General features: G+C 65.4%; 16 protein-coding genes and 2 tRNA genes. 12 read left to right on the top strand and 6 right to left on the bottom strand.

Annotation, left to right across the window (positions count from 1 at the left end; all coding sequences use genetic code 11):
- Positions 1-867, bottom strand: coding sequence for an ankyrin repeat domain-containing protein (locus C1922_RS18415; protein ID WP_234413377.1), 867 nt, complete (start codon positions 865-867; stop codon positions 1-3).
- A 110-nt stretch (positions 868-977) separates the two neighbouring features.
- Between C1922_RS18415 and C1922_RS18410 the strand changes: the two genes are divergently transcribed.
- The 7 genes from C1922_RS18410 to C1922_RS18380 all read left to right on the top strand — a co-directional run bounded on the left by C1922_RS18410 (position 978) and on the right by C1922_RS18380 (position 9,047).
- Entirely contained in the window at positions 978-3,347 is a 2,370-nt protein-coding gene (locus tag C1922_RS18410) for an XVIPCD domain-containing protein (RefSeq protein WP_234413376.1), read from the top strand.
- Between the two features lie 157 nt (positions 3,348-3,504).
- Positions 3,505-4,980, top strand: coding sequence for an anthranilate synthase component I (gene trpE / locus C1922_RS18405; protein WP_108751094.1), 1,476 nt, complete (start codon positions 3,505-3,507; stop codon positions 4,978-4,980).
- 67 nt (positions 4,981-5,047) lie between these two features.
- Positions 5,048-5,827 (top strand): SIMPL domain-containing protein, encoded by a 780-nt coding sequence (locus C1922_RS18400; protein WP_108751093.1) that lies wholly within the window; start codon positions 5,048-5,050, stop codon positions 5,825-5,827.
- 2 nt (positions 5,828-5,829) lie between these two features.
- Positions 5,830-6,417, top strand: coding sequence for an aminodeoxychorismate/anthranilate synthase component II (locus tag C1922_RS18395; protein WP_108751092.1), 588 nt, complete (start codon positions 5,830-5,832; stop codon positions 6,415-6,417).
- A gap of 16 nt (positions 6,418-6,433) precedes the next feature.
- Entirely contained in the window at positions 6,434-7,465 is a 1,032-nt protein-coding gene (gene trpD / locus C1922_RS18390) for an anthranilate phosphoribosyltransferase (protein ID WP_108751091.1), read from the top strand.
- A gap of 74 nt (positions 7,466-7,539) precedes the next feature.
- Entirely contained in the window at positions 7,540-8,334 is a 795-nt protein-coding gene (trpC, locus tag C1922_RS18385; protein WP_019336605.1) for an indole-3-glycerol phosphate synthase TrpC, read from the top strand.
- Positions 8,331-9,047, top strand: a complete 717-nt coding sequence (locus tag C1922_RS18380) for a haloacid dehalogenase-like hydrolase (protein WP_108751090.1) — start codon at positions 8,331-8,333, stop codon at positions 9,045-9,047. Before trpC ends, C1922_RS18380 begins: the two co-directional genes overlap by 4 nt.
- Before the next feature lie 97 nt (positions 9,048-9,144).
- On the opposite strand, the gene C1922_RS18375 is transcribed toward C1922_RS18380, so the two are convergent.
- Both C1922_RS18375 and crp read right to left on the bottom strand, forming a co-directional pair.
- Positions 9,145-9,906 (bottom strand): sulfite exporter TauE/SafE family protein, encoded by a 762-nt coding sequence (locus tag C1922_RS18375; protein WP_108751089.1) that lies wholly within the window; start codon positions 9,904-9,906, stop codon positions 9,145-9,147.
- A gap of 76 nt (positions 9,907-9,982) precedes the next feature.
- Positions 9,983-10,672, bottom strand: coding sequence for a cAMP-activated global transcriptional regulator CRP (gene crp / locus C1922_RS18370; RefSeq protein WP_010482649.1), 690 nt, complete (start codon positions 10,670-10,672; stop codon positions 9,983-9,985).
- Positions 10,673-10,821: 149 nt separating this feature from the next.
- Here crp and speD point away from each other — a divergent pair, with 149 nt between their 5' ends.
- Positions 10,822-11,616: an adenosylmethionine decarboxylase gene (gene speD / locus C1922_RS18365; RefSeq protein ID WP_006473908.1), complete on the top strand. Its 795-nt coding sequence runs from the start codon at positions 10,822-10,824 to the stop codon at positions 11,614-11,616.
- A gap of 166 nt (positions 11,617-11,782) precedes the next feature.
- Entirely contained in the window at positions 11,783-12,103 is a 321-nt protein-coding gene (gene sugE / locus C1922_RS18360; RefSeq protein WP_108751088.1) for a quaternary ammonium compound efflux SMR transporter SugE, read from the top strand.
- Between the two features lie 9 nt (positions 12,104-12,112).
- Here the strand turns inward: sugE and coq7 are convergent, their stop codons facing one another.
- Positions 12,113-12,757 carry a 2-polyprenyl-3-methyl-6-methoxy-1,4-benzoquinone monooxygenase gene (gene coq7, locus C1922_RS18355; RefSeq protein WP_108751087.1) on the bottom strand — a complete coding sequence of 215 codons (645 nt, stop codon included), beginning with the start codon at positions 12,755-12,757 and terminating at the stop codon, positions 12,113-12,115.
- A 196-nt stretch (positions 12,758-12,953) separates the two neighbouring features.
- Here coq7 and rplM point away from each other — a divergent pair, with 196 nt between their 5' ends.
- Positions 12,954-13,382 (top strand): 50S ribosomal protein L13, encoded by a 429-nt coding sequence (gene rplM, locus C1922_RS18350; RefSeq protein WP_005414692.1) that lies wholly within the window; start codon positions 12,954-12,956, stop codon positions 13,380-13,382.
- Positions 13,383-13,384: 2 nt separating this feature from the next.
- Positions 13,385-13,777: a 30S ribosomal protein S9 gene (gene rpsI / locus C1922_RS18345; protein WP_005411311.1), complete on the top strand. Its 393-nt coding sequence runs from the start codon at positions 13,385-13,387 to the stop codon at positions 13,775-13,777.
- 191 nt (positions 13,778-13,968) lie between these two features.
- On the opposite strand, the gene C1922_RS18340 is transcribed toward rpsI, so the two are convergent.
- Together C1922_RS18340 and C1922_RS18335 are read right to left on the bottom strand one after the other, a co-directional pair.
- Positions 13,969-14,043 (bottom strand) — tRNA-Gln (locus C1922_RS18340).
- 52 nt (positions 14,044-14,095) lie between these two features.
- A tRNA-Met gene (locus C1922_RS18335) sits at positions 14,096-14,172 on the bottom strand.
- Between the two features lie 121 nt (positions 14,173-14,293).
- On the opposite strand from C1922_RS18335, the gene C1922_RS18330 reads away from it, so the two are divergent.
- The gene (locus tag C1922_RS18330; RefSeq protein ID WP_108751086.1) at positions 14,294-14,914 is read left to right on the top strand and encodes an RNA pyrophosphohydrolase; all 621 of its coding nucleotides are present in this window, start codon (positions 14,294-14,296) and stop codon (positions 14,912-14,914) included.
- The last annotated feature ends 44 nt before the right edge of the window (positions 14,915-14,958 follow it).

The following is a 14,958-nucleotide window of genomic DNA, read 5'->3' as shown; positions in this document are numbered from 1 at the left end:
CTACAGGAGCGGAATATCTTCTTCCCTGCTCGGGAACTTGAAGGCCTCGCGCTTCCTGCGGATGTGCTCTGGCATCGGAGGGCGCGGGATGTTGAGGTCAGCCAACCACTGTTGGCACTTCTTCTGCCAAGGCAGGTTGTCGGGCGTGGTGATTTCCCAGTAGATGTCCTCGACCATCACCTGTCGGGGCGATTGGGTGGTTCCTTCGATGGGGGGCAGGGAAATTGTCGGGTCCGCCCCATGTTCCAGCAACCAGTAGGCGTAATCAAACCCGCCTCTGCCTGTGTAGAGGCTAAGAACGGTGTCGTTCTTGCCTAGGTTTGGTTCGTTGACGCGAGCCCCGTTTTCAACCAGAAGCTGGATATTCTTCCATTGATTGCCGCTGATGAATGCTTGATACATCAGCGTTTCATGGTTGGAATTGCGCGTATTCGGATCTCCTCCGTGCTTGAGCAAAGCCTCGAGGAAGCGGGGGTCGTCCATCTTTGCCGCATACACCAGAGCGTTGTTGAAATGGATCTCTTGCCCATTCATTTTTATGACGGCGCGTGCGTTTGGATCTGCACCATTCTCCAGGAGCAGCTGAAGACCCTGCAGATTCTTTGCGCGGAGCGGCCATGCAATCAGGGGAATTCCGTCGCGTGACGAAAACGTGTGGTCCGGATCGACCCCTTCGTCCTTGATGAGGCGCCGTATCGTCTCTGCATCGCCCTGCTCGGACGCGATCGCCAACTGCAGTGGCTGTCCTTCAAAGAACTCATCGGCACCGTGTGTGGATGAAACGGCGCATCCGGTGATGAGTAAAAGTGTGACAAGAGTCGCGCTTGTTAGCGCTTTAGCCATCATATTGTGAAGTCGGACGCGCATCGTCGCTCTGAAATATTTGGCCGTGATGGCATGACACTATCAGATGCGCCCATGCTGGATAAGCAACGTTGGCTCTGCGTTGAGCCCCCGATAGCGCAATGGAGTTTGCCATGAGTGATTCCGACATCGAGTCGCGTGCTCGCCAAGTTCAACAGCAGAATATGCTGGTCAAGCAGTTGCGCGACAGTGGTCACGAAGAAGAGGCAGATCGCCTCGAGGAGACTTACCACTCCCGAGAAATGGCCGGCTTGGCAGCCGATGTCTATCGGGCAGCCAAGCACGACGGTGAGCCGCCGGCAGGGTGGACGCGCGCGAGCACAGACCCTGCTGCACTTCGGGCTGCGGGAATCAACATGACGGACGACGAGTTGCAGCGTCATCTCCAACCCACACAGTCAGGCTTTCGCGCAGAGATCTATCTGCCAGACAAGAGGGTGCTGGGGCACGATGCAAAGCCTGTACTTGTCTACAAGGGATCAACCGGCGAGATCATCGATCCCTCGGTGCCAGCGGGTCACAGGGAGTCTCTAGGCGAGGACTTCCTGAACAATGGAATGCAGGGCATCGGAATGCGCAGCGATTACTACGATCGCGCGATGACGCTTGCATCGTTGGTCAATAGTCGAAGCTCCGGCGGCTTCGAAATAGCCGGCCACTCTCTCGGCGGCGGCATGGCCTCCGCCGCTTCCGCCGTCACCGGCGCGCGCGCCACCACCTTCAACGCCGCTGGCCTGCATCCGGCAACTGCATCGCGTTACGCCAAGGACAACGGCCTGCCGACGTTCGACACCGGGCAGACCGTGCACACCTACCAGACCACGGGTGAGGTGCTGAACGATGTGCAGAACGGCATGCACCGCCTGAGCGAGCATCAGCGCCGCGGCTATGGTGTGCTCGCCAACGAGCTGGGCATGGTGCTGAAGGACCCGGTCATGCAGAAGATTGTCGGTGAGCAGCTGCGCGAGAGTCTGCCGCCGGGCGCGCAGACCGCCGCTGCACAGTTCATCGAACAGCTGGCGACCCAGCCCGGTCAGCAGGCGCTGCGTGATATCCCGATTGCGGCGGGGCGTCTTGAACTGCTGCTGGAGCCAAAGACGCGCGATGCACAGGGCGCGCTGATTGATCGACCGCAGGTGGCCGCGCCCAGCCAGGTGGCCGCACTGGCGGGTCCGCTGTCCACCGTGCTGCACGCCACGGCACATGGTATGCGCAACGGTCGCTTGATCGGCGAGCAGGTGGAAAAGGCCGGCGCTGCCACTGCCCATGTGCTGGACAGAACCGGCGATGGCGTCGAGCGCGTGCTGAAGACCGAGGGCATGGCCATCGGCCAGGTGGTGAACATGGGCTCGGCCAGCCTGCAGGTGGGGACGCGCGCGGCAAGCACGGTGATTGCTTCCGGGCGTGAACTGACCGGAAGCATCGAAGCCACGGTGCATCGCGTGCAGTCGCAGGCCGGCGCCCGTGGGCTGTCCGCGTTGTCGTGGGTAGCGGGCAGCGTGGGCATGGACAACGTGGCCGACAAACTGGCCCGGCAGGGCGACGCCGTTCGTGATCTCGGCGAGCAACGTGCGCAGCACGCGACCACGCAGGCCCATGCCGACGCTGCGGGCGCTCGCGCGACGGGCGAGCGCGTGGCCACCGCCATCAACCACGATGGGCAATGGGTGGCGGGCAAGCTGCAGAACGGCTTTGCCACGGCCGGTGCCCATGTCGAACGTGGCTACGATCTTGTGGCATCCCACGTGAAGGGCATTACCGCGACCGCACCGGTTGCCCTGGCCACCGTTGGCGGGGCAAAAGCTGGCCTTGAGGCGGCCGCCGCCACGCATCTGCCCAGCGGAAACCTGCCAATGGTCGCGGTGAAGCTGCACAACCTGGACCAGTCCGCCCGCGTGATTCGTGGCATCGGGGCAGCCTTCGGCGAGGCGACCGCCCGCCACGGCATGGACCCGACAGTAATCCCCAGCCTGGATTCCGCGCTGAGCACGCAGGAGGCCGCCGCGCGCAAGCTCATCGAGCAGCAGCCCGGCATCGTGCCTGCCGCAGGTGGCCGGGCCACGGGACCCAGCACGCAGGCGATCGGCATCGATCATCCCTCCCATGTGGCCAATCCGCTGTTCCTCGGCGCCCAGTCCGGCGTCCACGCCCTGGACCGTGCCCACAACCGGGTGCCCGACCTGCAGAGCGACCAGCTGGCCGGCGCGCTGGCCGCCCAGGCCAAGCGCGAAGGGCTGGAGACCATCTCCCACGTGGTCCTCAGCGACGACCGCGCACGCGCGTTTGCCGTCGACACCGCGGACCTCAACGCCCCGCAGCGCCGCCATGCCCACGTCGAGGTGGCCCAGGGGATGGCCCAGCCGCTGGCCGTGAGCACCGCCCAGGTCGACGCCCTCAACGCCGGCCGCGCCGCCGCCCTGGACGCCGGTCTGGCCCAGCAGCAGGTGCAGGAGTCGCAGGAGCATGCGCGACGCATGGGCTAGGGCCGCAGGGTTTCCCTGCCGCCGAACCTGCGTTACAGTCATTGGGTGTCCAGCCTGACGACCCCGCATACCCTTTCTTCCGCACGCCGTTGGTGGCGATGGTGGCCCGTTGCCGTCGTCCGCCCCCATAACGCTGTGTCCCGGAAGGAAAGTCGTCTTGAACTCGCACGCTCAGTTTCAGCAGCAGGCCGCTGAAGGCCACACCCATATCCCCGTCGTCCGCGAAGTGCTGTCCGACCTGGACACGCCGCTTTCGGTCTATCTGAAGCTCGCCGACGGCCCCAATACCTATCTGTTTGAATCCGTCGAAGGCGGCGAGCGCTTTGGTCGTTACTCGATCATCGGCCTGCCGGCACGCCGCGTGTATGCCTTCCACGGCCACACCCTGACCGTGCGTGAAGACGGCCAGGTAGTGGACACCCGCGAAGTGGCCGATCCCTTCGCCGAGGTCGAGGCGCTGCGCAGCGCCCACTCGGTGCCGAAGCTGGACGGCCTGCCGGGCTTCACCGGTGGCCTGGTCGGCTGGTTCGGCTTCGAGTGCATCGGCTACATCGAACCGCGCCTGGCTCCGCCGGCCGGCCGCGACGAGCTGGGCACGCCGGACATCCTGCTGCTGGATTCCAACGAACTGGCGGTGTTCGACAACCTCAAGGGCCGGCTGTACCTGATCGTGCATGCGGACCCGCGTGTCGAGGGTGCGTTCGACCAGGCGCAGGCCCGCCTGGATGCCCTGACCGCCAAGCTGCGGGCGCCGGGTGCGGGCTATCCCGCGCCGCTGACCAGCGACGTGCTGGACGAATCCGATTTCATCTCCGGCTTCACCCGCGAAGGCTTCGTCGATGCGGTCCAGCGCAGCAAGGAATACATCCGCGCCGGCGACATCTTCCAGGTGGTGCTGAGCCAGCGCCTGAGCGTGCCGTTCAAGGCGCGCCCGGTGGATGTGTATCGCGCGCTGCGTGCATTGAACCCGTCGCCGTACATGTATTTCCTCGATGTCGGCGACCTGCAGGTGGTTGGCTCGTCGCCGGAAATCCTGGTGCGCCTCCAGGATGGCGAAGTGACCGTGCGCCCGATCGCCGGCACCCGCCCGCGTGGCGCCACGCCGGAACTGGACCAGGCGCTGGAAGCCGAGCTGCTGGCCGATCCGAAGGAGCGCGCCGAGCACCTGATGCTGATCGACCTCGGCCGCAACGATGCCGGCCGCGTGTCGAAGGCCGGCACCGTGGAAGTGGGCGAGCAGTTCGTGATCGAACGCTACAGCCACGTCATGCACATCGTCAGCGAAGTGACCGGGCAGCTGCAGCCGGGCCTGAGCTATGCCGACGTGCTGCGCGCCACGTTCCCGGCCGGTACGGTCAGCGGCGCGCCGAAGATCCGCGCGCTGGAAGTGATCCGCGAGCTGGAACCGATCAAGCGCAATGTGTACGCCGGCAGCATCGGCTACATCGGCTGGCACGGCGATGCCGATACCGCCATCGCCATCCGCACCGCGGTCATCAAGGATGGCCGCCTGTACGTGCAGGCCGGCGCCGGCATCGTCTACGACTCGGACCCGGACAAGGAATGGGACGAGACGATGAACAAGGGTCGCGCGCTGTTCCGCGCCGTCGCCCAGGCCGCCAAGGGCCTGTGAGTTTCCCCGTGCCGTGGCCTGCGCCGCGGCACCTTCCGCTGTTCCCACCCAAGACAAGGAGTACCGCATGAAGCTGCTGAGCGCATTGCTGTGGTCGTCGCTGCTGGCCACGATGGCCCCGTCCGCGTGGGCGCAGGCCAATACCATTCCCTCGCAGCCGCACCTGCTGGTGAAGGGGCAGGGCACCCGCACGGTGATGCCGGACCGCTTCGGCCTGCAGTTGAACATCGAAGAGACCGACATGGACGCCGATGCGGCGCGCCGCCGCGTGCAGGACAACGTGGCGCGCGCGCTGGCGCTGTTCAGGCAGCACAAGGCGGTGGACGGCAGCGTGCGCGCGGACAACCTGCGCATCGGCCCCGCCACGCGCTATGAGGACAGCCGACAGGTGTTCATCGGGACCCGCGTATCGCGCCAGCTGCGCGCAAGCTTCGCCAGCGTGAAGCAGATGCAGGACGTGCTGGCCGCGCTGAAGGCCAATGAGCATGTGCAGGTCAGCAGCATGGCCCCGACCTATTCGGGCGAAGTGGCGCTGCGCCGCGAACTCAAGAGCGAGGCCGCAGCCCAGACCCGCGACTCCGCGCAGGGCCTGGCCAAGGCCTATGGCACCCAGCTGCGCGGGCTGTACAGCATCTCCGATGTGGCACCGAACTTCGCCTACGGCATCCAGGCAGGCAGCTGGCCCAGCAGCGGCGATTTGGTGACGCCGCCTTCGCCACCGTCACCTGGGGCGCAGACGGACGTGATCGAGACCACCGGCTCACGCCTGCGCGAATCCATCGAAGCCGGCCCCATCACCTACACCGAAAACGTGTACGCCATTTTCCTGATAAGCGACGGAACCTGACCATGTTGTGGATGATCGACAACTACGACAGCTTCACCTACAACCTCGTGCAGTACCTGCAGACGCTGGGCGCCGAAGTGAAGGTGGTGCGCAACGATGCGATGAGCGTGGACGAGATCGCCGCGCAGAAACCCGAGCGCATCGTCATTTCGCCCGGCCCGTGCACGCCCAACGAAGCGGGCGTGTCGCTGGAGCTGATCCAGCGGCTGGGCCCGACCACGCCGATCCTCGGCGTGTGCCTGGGCCACCAGAGCATCGGCCAGGTCTACGGCGGCACGGTCATCCGCGCCGGCACCATCATGCACGGCAAGACCTCGCCCATCCGCCACGAAGGCAAGGGCGTGTTCGCCGGCCTGCCGGACCGTTACCAGGCCACCCGCTACCACTCGCTGGTGGTGGACAAGCACAGTCTGCCCGACGCGCTGGAAGTGACCGCCTGGACCGAGAACGAGGACGGCTCGATCGAAGAGATCATGGGCCTGCGCCATCGCCAGTTCCCGGTGGAAGGCGTGCAGTTCCACCCCGAATCCATTCTCACCGAACACGGCCACGCCCTGCTGCGCAACTTCCTGCAGCGCCCGGCGGCCTGATCCAAGGAGCATTCCGATGAGCTTCTCCCCCCAGGAAGCCCTGCAACGCACCATCGAACACCGCGAAATCTTCTTCGACGAAATGGTCGACCTGATGCGGCAGATCATGCGCGGTGATGTCTCGCCGATGATGACCGCCGCCATCCTCACCGGCCTGCGGGTGAAGAAGGAAACCATCGACGAGATCGCTGCGGCCGCCACGGTCATGCGCGAATTCGCGCTGGCGGTGCCGGTGGCCGATACCACCCACCTGGTCGACATCGTCGGCACCGGTGGCGATGGCTCGCACACCTTCAACATTTCCACCTGCGCGATGTTCGTCGCCGCCGCTGCCGGTGCGCGCGTGGCCAAGCACGGCAACCGCAGCGTGTCGTCCAAGTCCGGCAGCGCCGATGCGGTGGAAGCGCTGGGCGCGGCCATCGAACTGCAGCCGGCACAGGTGGCCGCGGCCATCGAGCAGACCGGCATCGGCTTCATGTTCGCGCCGATCCATCACCCGTCGATGAAGGTCGTCGCGCCGGTCCGCCGCGAGATGGGCGTGCGCACCATCTTCAACATCCTCGGCCCGCTGACCAACCCGGCCAGCGCACCGTCGGTGCTGATGGGCGTGTTCCATCCCGATCTGGTGGGCATCCAGGCGCGCGTGCTGCGCGAACTGGGCACCGAGCGCGCGATGGTGGTCTGGGGCCGCGACAACATGGATGAGATATCGCTGGGCGCCGGCACCCTGGTGGGCGAGCTGCGCGACGGCAAGGTGCGCGAGTACGAGATCCACCCCGAAGACTTCGGCATCGCCATGTCGGCCAGCCGCAACCTGCGCGTGGACAGCCCCGAGCAGTCCATCCAGATGCTGCGCGCGGTGCTGGACAACACGCCGGGCGCGGCGCTGGATATCGTCGCCCTGAACGCCGGTGCGGCCCTGTACGTGGCCGGCGTGGCCAGCGACATCGGCGACGGCCTGGCCCGCGCCCGTGCCGCGATTGCCGATGGCAGTGCCCGCCAGCGCCTGCAGCAGTACGTTGACACCACCCGCGCGCTGGTTGCCTGAGCGCGCGGTTCAGCCTGACCCACCCGATGGCCGATAATGGCCGTCCTCACCGCCCCAGTACCGAAGCGACGACGATGAGCGACATCCTGCAGACGATCCTGGCCCGCAAGGCCGAAGAAGTGGCCCAGCGCCGCGCCCAGCGCCCGCTGGAGGCGCTGCAGGCGGCCGTTGCCAGTGCCCCCCCGGTGCGCGGCTTCGTGCGCGCGCTGCAGGCGGCGGTGGCCAACGGCGACCCGGCCGTGATTGCCGAGGTGAAGAAGGCCAGCCCGTCCAAGGGCGTGATCCGCCCCGACTTCCGCCCGGCCGACATCGCCGTCAGCTACGAGTTCGGCGGCGCCAGCTGCCTGTCGGTGCTGACCGACGTGGACTTTTTCCAGGGCGCCGATGCCTACCTGCAGCAGGCCCGCGAGGCCTGCACGCTGCCGGTGCTGCGCAAGGACTTCGTGATCGACGCCTACCAGGTGTACGAGGCCCGCGTGCTGGGCGCCGACTGCATCCTGCTGATCGTGGCCGCGCTGGACGACACCCAGCTGGCCACCCTGTCCGAACTGGCGCTGTCGCTGGGCATGGACGTGCTGGTGGAAGTGCATGACATCGACGAACTGGAGCGTGCGCTGCAGGTGCCGGCGCCGATGATCGGCATCAACAACCGCAACCTGCGCACCTTCGAGGTCTCGCTGCAGACCACCCTGGACATGCAGAAGGCGGTGCCGCGCGACCGCCTGCTGGTGACCGAAAGCGGCATCCTGGGCCCGCAGGACGTGGCCCTGATGCGCGACGCCGGTATCCATGCGTTCCTGGTGGGCGAGGCCTTCATGCGCGTGGAAGAGCCGGGGGAGGGCCTGCGTCAGCTATTCTTCGCGGCATGACAACGCACTATCCAACGCCGCGCGAGGATGCGCCGCTGGTCGTTTTCGACTTCGACCACACTCTCTACGACGGTGATTCGGGCACCCACCTGTTCGCCTCGCTGATCAAGCGCAATCCGCTGCGCATGCTGGCCGCGCTGCTGGTCACGCCGATCGCCGGGCCGCTGGTGGCGATGCTGCCGACACGCCGTACCGGCATTTCGGTCTACGTGTGGATCGGCAGTTTCGGCCTGCACCGGGCGCGCGAGTTCAACCGGGTGATCGACGCCTACGTGATCCGCAACGAGCAGCAGATGCGCGCCAAGCTGCTGCCGCAGGCGCTGGACGTGTTTGCCGCACACCGCGCCAAGGGCGACCGGGTGGTGGTGGCCACCGGCGCGCCGCCGGAGCTGGCTCGCGCCATCCTGGCCTTCGTGGCCCACCAGGACGTGCCGGTGATCGGCACCGAAGTGGGCCCGCGCCTGGGCGGGGTCGGCCCGACCCGTCACTGCCACAACGAAGAAAAGATGCGCATGCTGCGCGAGCGCGGCTATGGCGACATCGACATCGCTTATTCGGACAGCACCGCCGACCTGCCGCTGCTGCTGGCCGCCAAGGCGCCGGTGGTGGTGAACCCGAAGCGCTCCAAGGTCGACTTCTTCCGCAGCGTGCTGCCGGCCGGTACCCGCATCCTCAACTGGGGTTGCGTCGACCGCGGCGGCGACAAGGCCTGACCCGAGCCTGTTGTAGAGCCGAGCCATGCTCGGCTGCTTTTCGTTGCGGTATCCGTGCGCCATCAGCCGAGCATGGGTCGGCTCTACAGGGGATGCTTCAGCGCCCCAGATAACCGCCCAGCGCATGGCCGATCTGGAACAGGCTGATGCCCAGCACCAGCACGCCCACTGCCACCAGCACCCAGCGCTCCTGCACCCGCTTGACCAGGATCGCCGCCACCGGCGCGGCCATCATGCCGCCGATCAACAGGCCGGCGACGATCTGCAGGTGCTGCAGGCCCATCGACAGCAGGAAGGTGGCCGAAATGGTTACCGTCACCACGAATTCGGCGGCGTTGACCGTGCCGATGGTGGTACGCGCCTGGCCGCCGCGGGCCAGCAGGGTGGACGTGGCCACCGGGCCCCAGCCACCGCCGCCGCTGGCGTCCAGCAGGCCGGCGAAGAAGCCCAGTACCGGAACCCGGCGGATCTCGCCCTTGGGCATCCAGCGCCCGGCCGCACGTGCCAGGATGAGGATGGCCAGCACCAGCAGGTACAGGTAGATGAGCGGGCGGATGATGTCGCCCGGCAGCTGGGTCAGGAGATAGGCGCCCACCGCGCCACCCAGGGCACCGGGCAGGGCCAGGCGGAAGAACAGGCGTTTATCGACATTGCCGGCGACCAGATGCGACACACCGGACGCGCCGGTAGTGAACACTTCGGCGGTGTGGATGGCCGCGCTGGCCTGCGCCGGCGGGATGCCCATGGCCAGCAGCACCGACGATGACACCAGGCCAAACGCCATGCCCAACGCGCCATCGACCAGCTGTGCGCCCAGGCCGATGAGGATGAACCACCAGAATTCGCTGCTCAGTTCCATGGACCGAGCCTAGCGGATGCACATGTGCGGGGCGTGCGATGGCGTGCGGACCAAGGTCCGCACCCACCGGGCGTGCTCAACGGGTGCCGTACAGCACCACGGTCTTGCCGCGGGCATGCAGCAGGCCGTCGGTCTGCAGCTTCTTCAATACGCGGCCGGCCATTTCGCGCGAGCAGCCGACCAGGCGGGCCAGTTCCTGGCGCGAAACGCGCAGCTGGCTGCCCTGCGGGTGGCTCATTGCTTCCGGCTCCTGGGCCAGATCGTGCAGGGTGCGCACGATGCGGTCGGTCACGTCCAGGAAGGCCAGGCGGCTGGCCTTGCGGCTGGTATCGAGCAGGCGCTTGGAGATCTGCTGGCCCAGCGCGTACAGCAGGCGCGGGGCGTCGGCCGACAGCGGGCCCAGGAACAGCTGGTGCAGGCGCTCGTAGCTGATCTCGGCCAGTTCACAGGCCGTGCGGGTGCGCAGGATGACCTCGCGGCGGTCCGATTCCACGAACAGGCCCATTTCGCCCACGAACTCGCCGGCACCGAAGTAGCCCAGCACCAGTTCGCGGTCGTCGTCCTCCTCGGCCATGATCGAGACAGAGCCGCTGATGACGTAATACAGCGTTCCCGCCGGGTCCCCGGGGCGGAAAACGTCGGTACGGGTGGGGTAACGCCGCCGATGGCTGTGCGCCAAGAAGCGATCGATGGTGGCGATATCCAAGGCCAATGGGCTGCTAGCTAGGCGCACGGTTGACACGATAGGGGCGCTCCCTCTGCGCATGAACGGATTCACGGGTTCGATGGCGGAGCTTAACCAGCGCACCTGTTAAGGGCAAATAGTGTGCCAGATGCGTGAGCCCTTCACGTTCCCCCAGCGGGCAGTTTGCCCCATAATTCCCCCTTTCCCATCTCACACAGGAATCGACCGCCGTGGTCAAGCCGTTGCCTCGCCTGAGGTTGCAGGGTTTCAACAACCTCACCAAGGCGCTGAGCTTCAACATCTATGACGTGTGTTACGCGCGCACCGAAGAGGAGCGTCAGCGTTACATTGAATACATCGATGAAGAGTACAACGCCGACAGGCTGACTCAAATCTTGACCGATGTCGCCGAGATCATCGGCGCGAACATCCTGAACGTGGCCCGCCAGGACTACGATCCGCAGGGTGCCTCGGTGACCATCCTGATCTCCGAAGAACCGGTGATCGACAAGAAGCAGGCCGGCAAGGAGCTGATCTCCGATGCCGTGGTCGCGCACATGGACAAGTCGCACATCACCGTGCACACCTATCCGGAAACGCACCCGCAGGAAGGCATCGCCACCTTCCGCGCCGACATCGACGTGGCTACCTGTGGCGTCATTTCGCCGCTGAAGGCGTTGAACTACCTGATCGAGAGCCTGGAATCGGACATCGTGATCATGGACTACCGCGTCCGTGGCTTTACCCGCGATGTGAAGGGCAAGAAGCACTACATCGATCACAAGATCAACTCGATCCAGAACTTCCTGGCCAAGAACATCAAGTCGCGTTACGAGATGTTCGACGTCAACGTCTACCAGGAAAACATCTTCCACACGAAGATGCACCTGAAGGACTTCGACCTGGACCAGTACCTGTTCGAGGAAAAGGCCAAGAACCTGTCGTTCAAGGAACGCATGAAGATCGAAGCGCTGCTCAAGCGCGAGATCGAAGAGCTGTTCCACGGGCGCAATCTGTCCGAGTAACACCCGTGCGCGGTGCCCCATGGCATCGCCCACCCAGGCGGGACGACCCGCCCCGTGGAACCGAACGCTGCGCAATCAGTGGTTCCACGGCGATGTACCGACCTACGGCCCGGTGTGAAAACACCGGGCCGTTTCGTTTTTGTTCAACAAGGTAAGGACCCCACCCATGCCCTGGATCTATCTGCTGCTGGCCGGCCTGTTCGAAATCGGCTTCGCCATTGGAATGAAGTACTCCGAAGGCTTCAGCAAGCCCCTGCCCACCGCTGCCACCGTCGTCTCGGCGCTGATCAGCCTGTATCTGATGAGCCAGGCGATGAAGAGCATCCCGGTCGGTACGGCCTACGCCATCTGGACCGGTATCGGCGCGCTGGGCGTGGCGGTGCTGGGTATCTTCCTGTTCAACGACAGCGCCTCGCCAGCGCGGCTGGGCTGCGTGGCCCTGATCGTGGCAGGCGTGATCGGCCTGAAGCTGGTGTCGCCCAATTGATTGACGGGGTTACAGCCGGTAGGCGATGGTCTTCATCACCTTCGATGCCAGCGCCATCGCGCCTGGAATCGGGAACGGCAGGCGGCGGGCGCCGGCCTGTTCGGCGTGCTCGGCGTGCCGGGCTTCGTCTTCCTTCATCACCTGGATGACCGCGCGGCTGCGCAGGTCGCCCGGCGGCAGGTCCACCAGGTGCTCATCCAGGTGGGCTTCCACCTGGCGCTCGGTTTCCACCACGAAGCCCAGGTTCCAGCCATCACCGCGCAGCCCGGCCAGGGTGCCGATGGTGTAGCTGCCGGCGTACCACAGCGGGTTGAACAGGCTGGGCCGGCTGTCCAGCTCGCCCAGGCGGATGGCGCACCAGGCCAGGTGGTCGGTCTCTTCCTGCGCCGCTTCCAGCAGGTGTTCGCGGGTGGCCGGGTCACGGGCCACGGCGGCCTGGCCGAAGTACAGGCCCTGCGCGCAGACCTCGCCCACGTGGTTGATGCGCATCAGGCCGGCGGCGTGGCGCCGCTGCGCGCGGTCCATGCCCGGTTCGCCGGTATCCGCGGCCGGGTAGGGGCGGGCGGCCGGCGGGTTGCCGAATACCGTGTCCAGGGCGCGCTGCGCCTCGGTCAGCAGGTGGTCCAGCGGGGTGGTCTGGCGGAGCGCGGTCATGGCAGCACGGGTGGGGCGGGGAGACCTGCGATTCTCGCCCGGCGCCCGGGCCCTGCCAACCCAGGGCAGGCGACGCTTGCACCGGGCAGGCCGGGTGCGTACAATCCCGCCTCTTACGCTTCACCTTTTCACAACGCGTGGCAGAGTTCCGGCGAGCCTTTCGCCGCAATGAGCCCGACCTAACCTAGAGTTCTTCATGAGCACTTTCACTGCCAAGAACGAGACCGTCCAGCGCGACTGGTACCTCGTCGACGCCGAGGGCAAGACCCTGGGCCGTCTCGCCACCGAGCTGGCCCGCCGTCTGCGCGGCAAGCACAAGCCGGTCTACACCCCCCACGTTGATACCGGCGACTACCTGGTCGTCATCAATGCAGAAAAGATTGCCGTCACCGGCAAGAAGCTGCAGGACAAGATGTATCACCGTTTCACCGGCTACATCGGCAACCTGAAGACCGAATCCCTGGCACAGGCGCTGGAGCGCCACCCGGAGCGCGTGATCGAGATCGCCGTGAAGGGCATGCTGCCGAAGGGCCCGCTGGGTCGCCAGATGTACCGCAAGCTCAAGGTCTACGCCGGCACTGAGCATCCGCACGCCGCACAGCAGCCGCAGGTTCTGGATATCTAATCATGGCTATCACTCAAAACTACGGCACTGGCCGCCGCAAGTCCTCCACCGCTCGCGTGTTCCTGCGCAAGGGTTCGGGCAACATCACCGTCAATGGCCGTCCGCTGGACGAGTTCTTCGGTCGTGAGACCGCGCGCATGATCGTGCGCCAGCCGCTCGAGCTGACCAAGAACACCGAAAGCTTCGACATCCTGGTCACCGCCGCTGGCGGCGGCACCACCGGCCAGGCCGGTGCGATCCGTCTGGGCATCGCCCGTGCACTGGTCGAGTACGACGAAACCCTGAAGTCCGAGCTGCGCAAGGCTGGCTTCATGACCCGTGACGCCCGTGAAGTCGAGCGTAAGAAGGTCGGTCTGCACAAGGCCCGTCGCGCCACCCAGTTCTCCAAGCGCTGATCCATTGCGCCTGGTTGGGCTCCTTCGGGAGCCCGCTGGTTGGAAATGCAAAAGCCCGGCTTCGGCCGGGCTTTTGTTGTTCCGGGGATTGGGGGGTCGGATCCTTTCCGCAGGAAAGGACTCTGACTCCAAGTGATGCGCGCGCAAAACAAAAGGCCTGATCTTTCGATCAGGCCTTTTGTTTTCTAATTTGGCTGCCCCGGATGGATTCGAACCACCGAATGCCTGAGTCAGAGTCAGGTGCCTTACCGCTTGGCGACGGGGCAATGTCGCGAACAACTATTCTCACATTTTTCACATTGAAAAACAACTTCAATGTGGTGGCTATGGGTGGACTCGAACCACCGACCCCAGCATTATGAGTGCTGTGCTCTAACCGGCTGAGCTACATAGCCTTGGTGAGCCCGCTATTCTGCGCATGTGTACGGGGCCTGTCAACACCTTTGTAACGTGCTTGTGGCCTGACAGGCGTCATGGGATAGTCCCAGCCAGTAGATTTTCTTAGGAGTCCGCATCGTGATCGATCCGGACGGCTATCGACCGAACGTCGGCATTGTGCTGATGCGGCAGGACGGGCAGGTATTCTGGGCACGACGTGTGCGCCGGGATGGCTGGCAGTTCCCGCAGGGCGGAATGAACACCGACGAGACCCCCGTCGAAGCCATGTATCGTGAACTGCAGGAAGAAACCGGACTGCTGCCCGAGCACGTGGAAGTGCTGGGCGCGACACCGGGCTGGCTGCGCTACAAACTGCCGGCGCGGGCCATCCGCCGCAATGAACGGCAGGTCTGCATCGGCCAGAAGCAGGTCTGGTTCCTGCTGCGCCTGACCGGCGATGAATCGCACGTGCGGCTGGACCACACCGACTCGCCCGAGTTCGACCACTGGCGCTGGGTTGATTTCTGGTACCCAGTGGAACACGTGGTCATGTTCAAGCGTGGCGTCTACGCCCGTGCCCTGCGCCATCTGGCGCCACTGGCACGCGGGGTGGCGGGGCAGGGGGTCACCTCCATGCCCAAGAGCGCGGCCGAGGCCTGGATGCCCGGCCAGGCTGCCGGCCATGACCGCCCACGCAAGCGCCCGCGCAGCCGCGGGTATTGGCCGAAAAAGGCCCAAGGCGACGGTCCGGCCACCTAGTGGCCTGAACGGTAGCGAGAATGGTTCAGGTCATTGATTGACAA

Origin of the sequence: Stenotrophomonas sp. ZAC14D2_NAIMI4_7 (genome assembly GCF_003086675.1) — a bacterium.
GTDB lineage: Bacteria > Pseudomonadota > Gammaproteobacteria > Xanthomonadales > Xanthomonadaceae > Stenotrophomonas.
The sequence above is the reverse complement of the archived record's forward strand: the minus strand, read 5'-3'. Positions and strand labels throughout refer to the sequence as shown.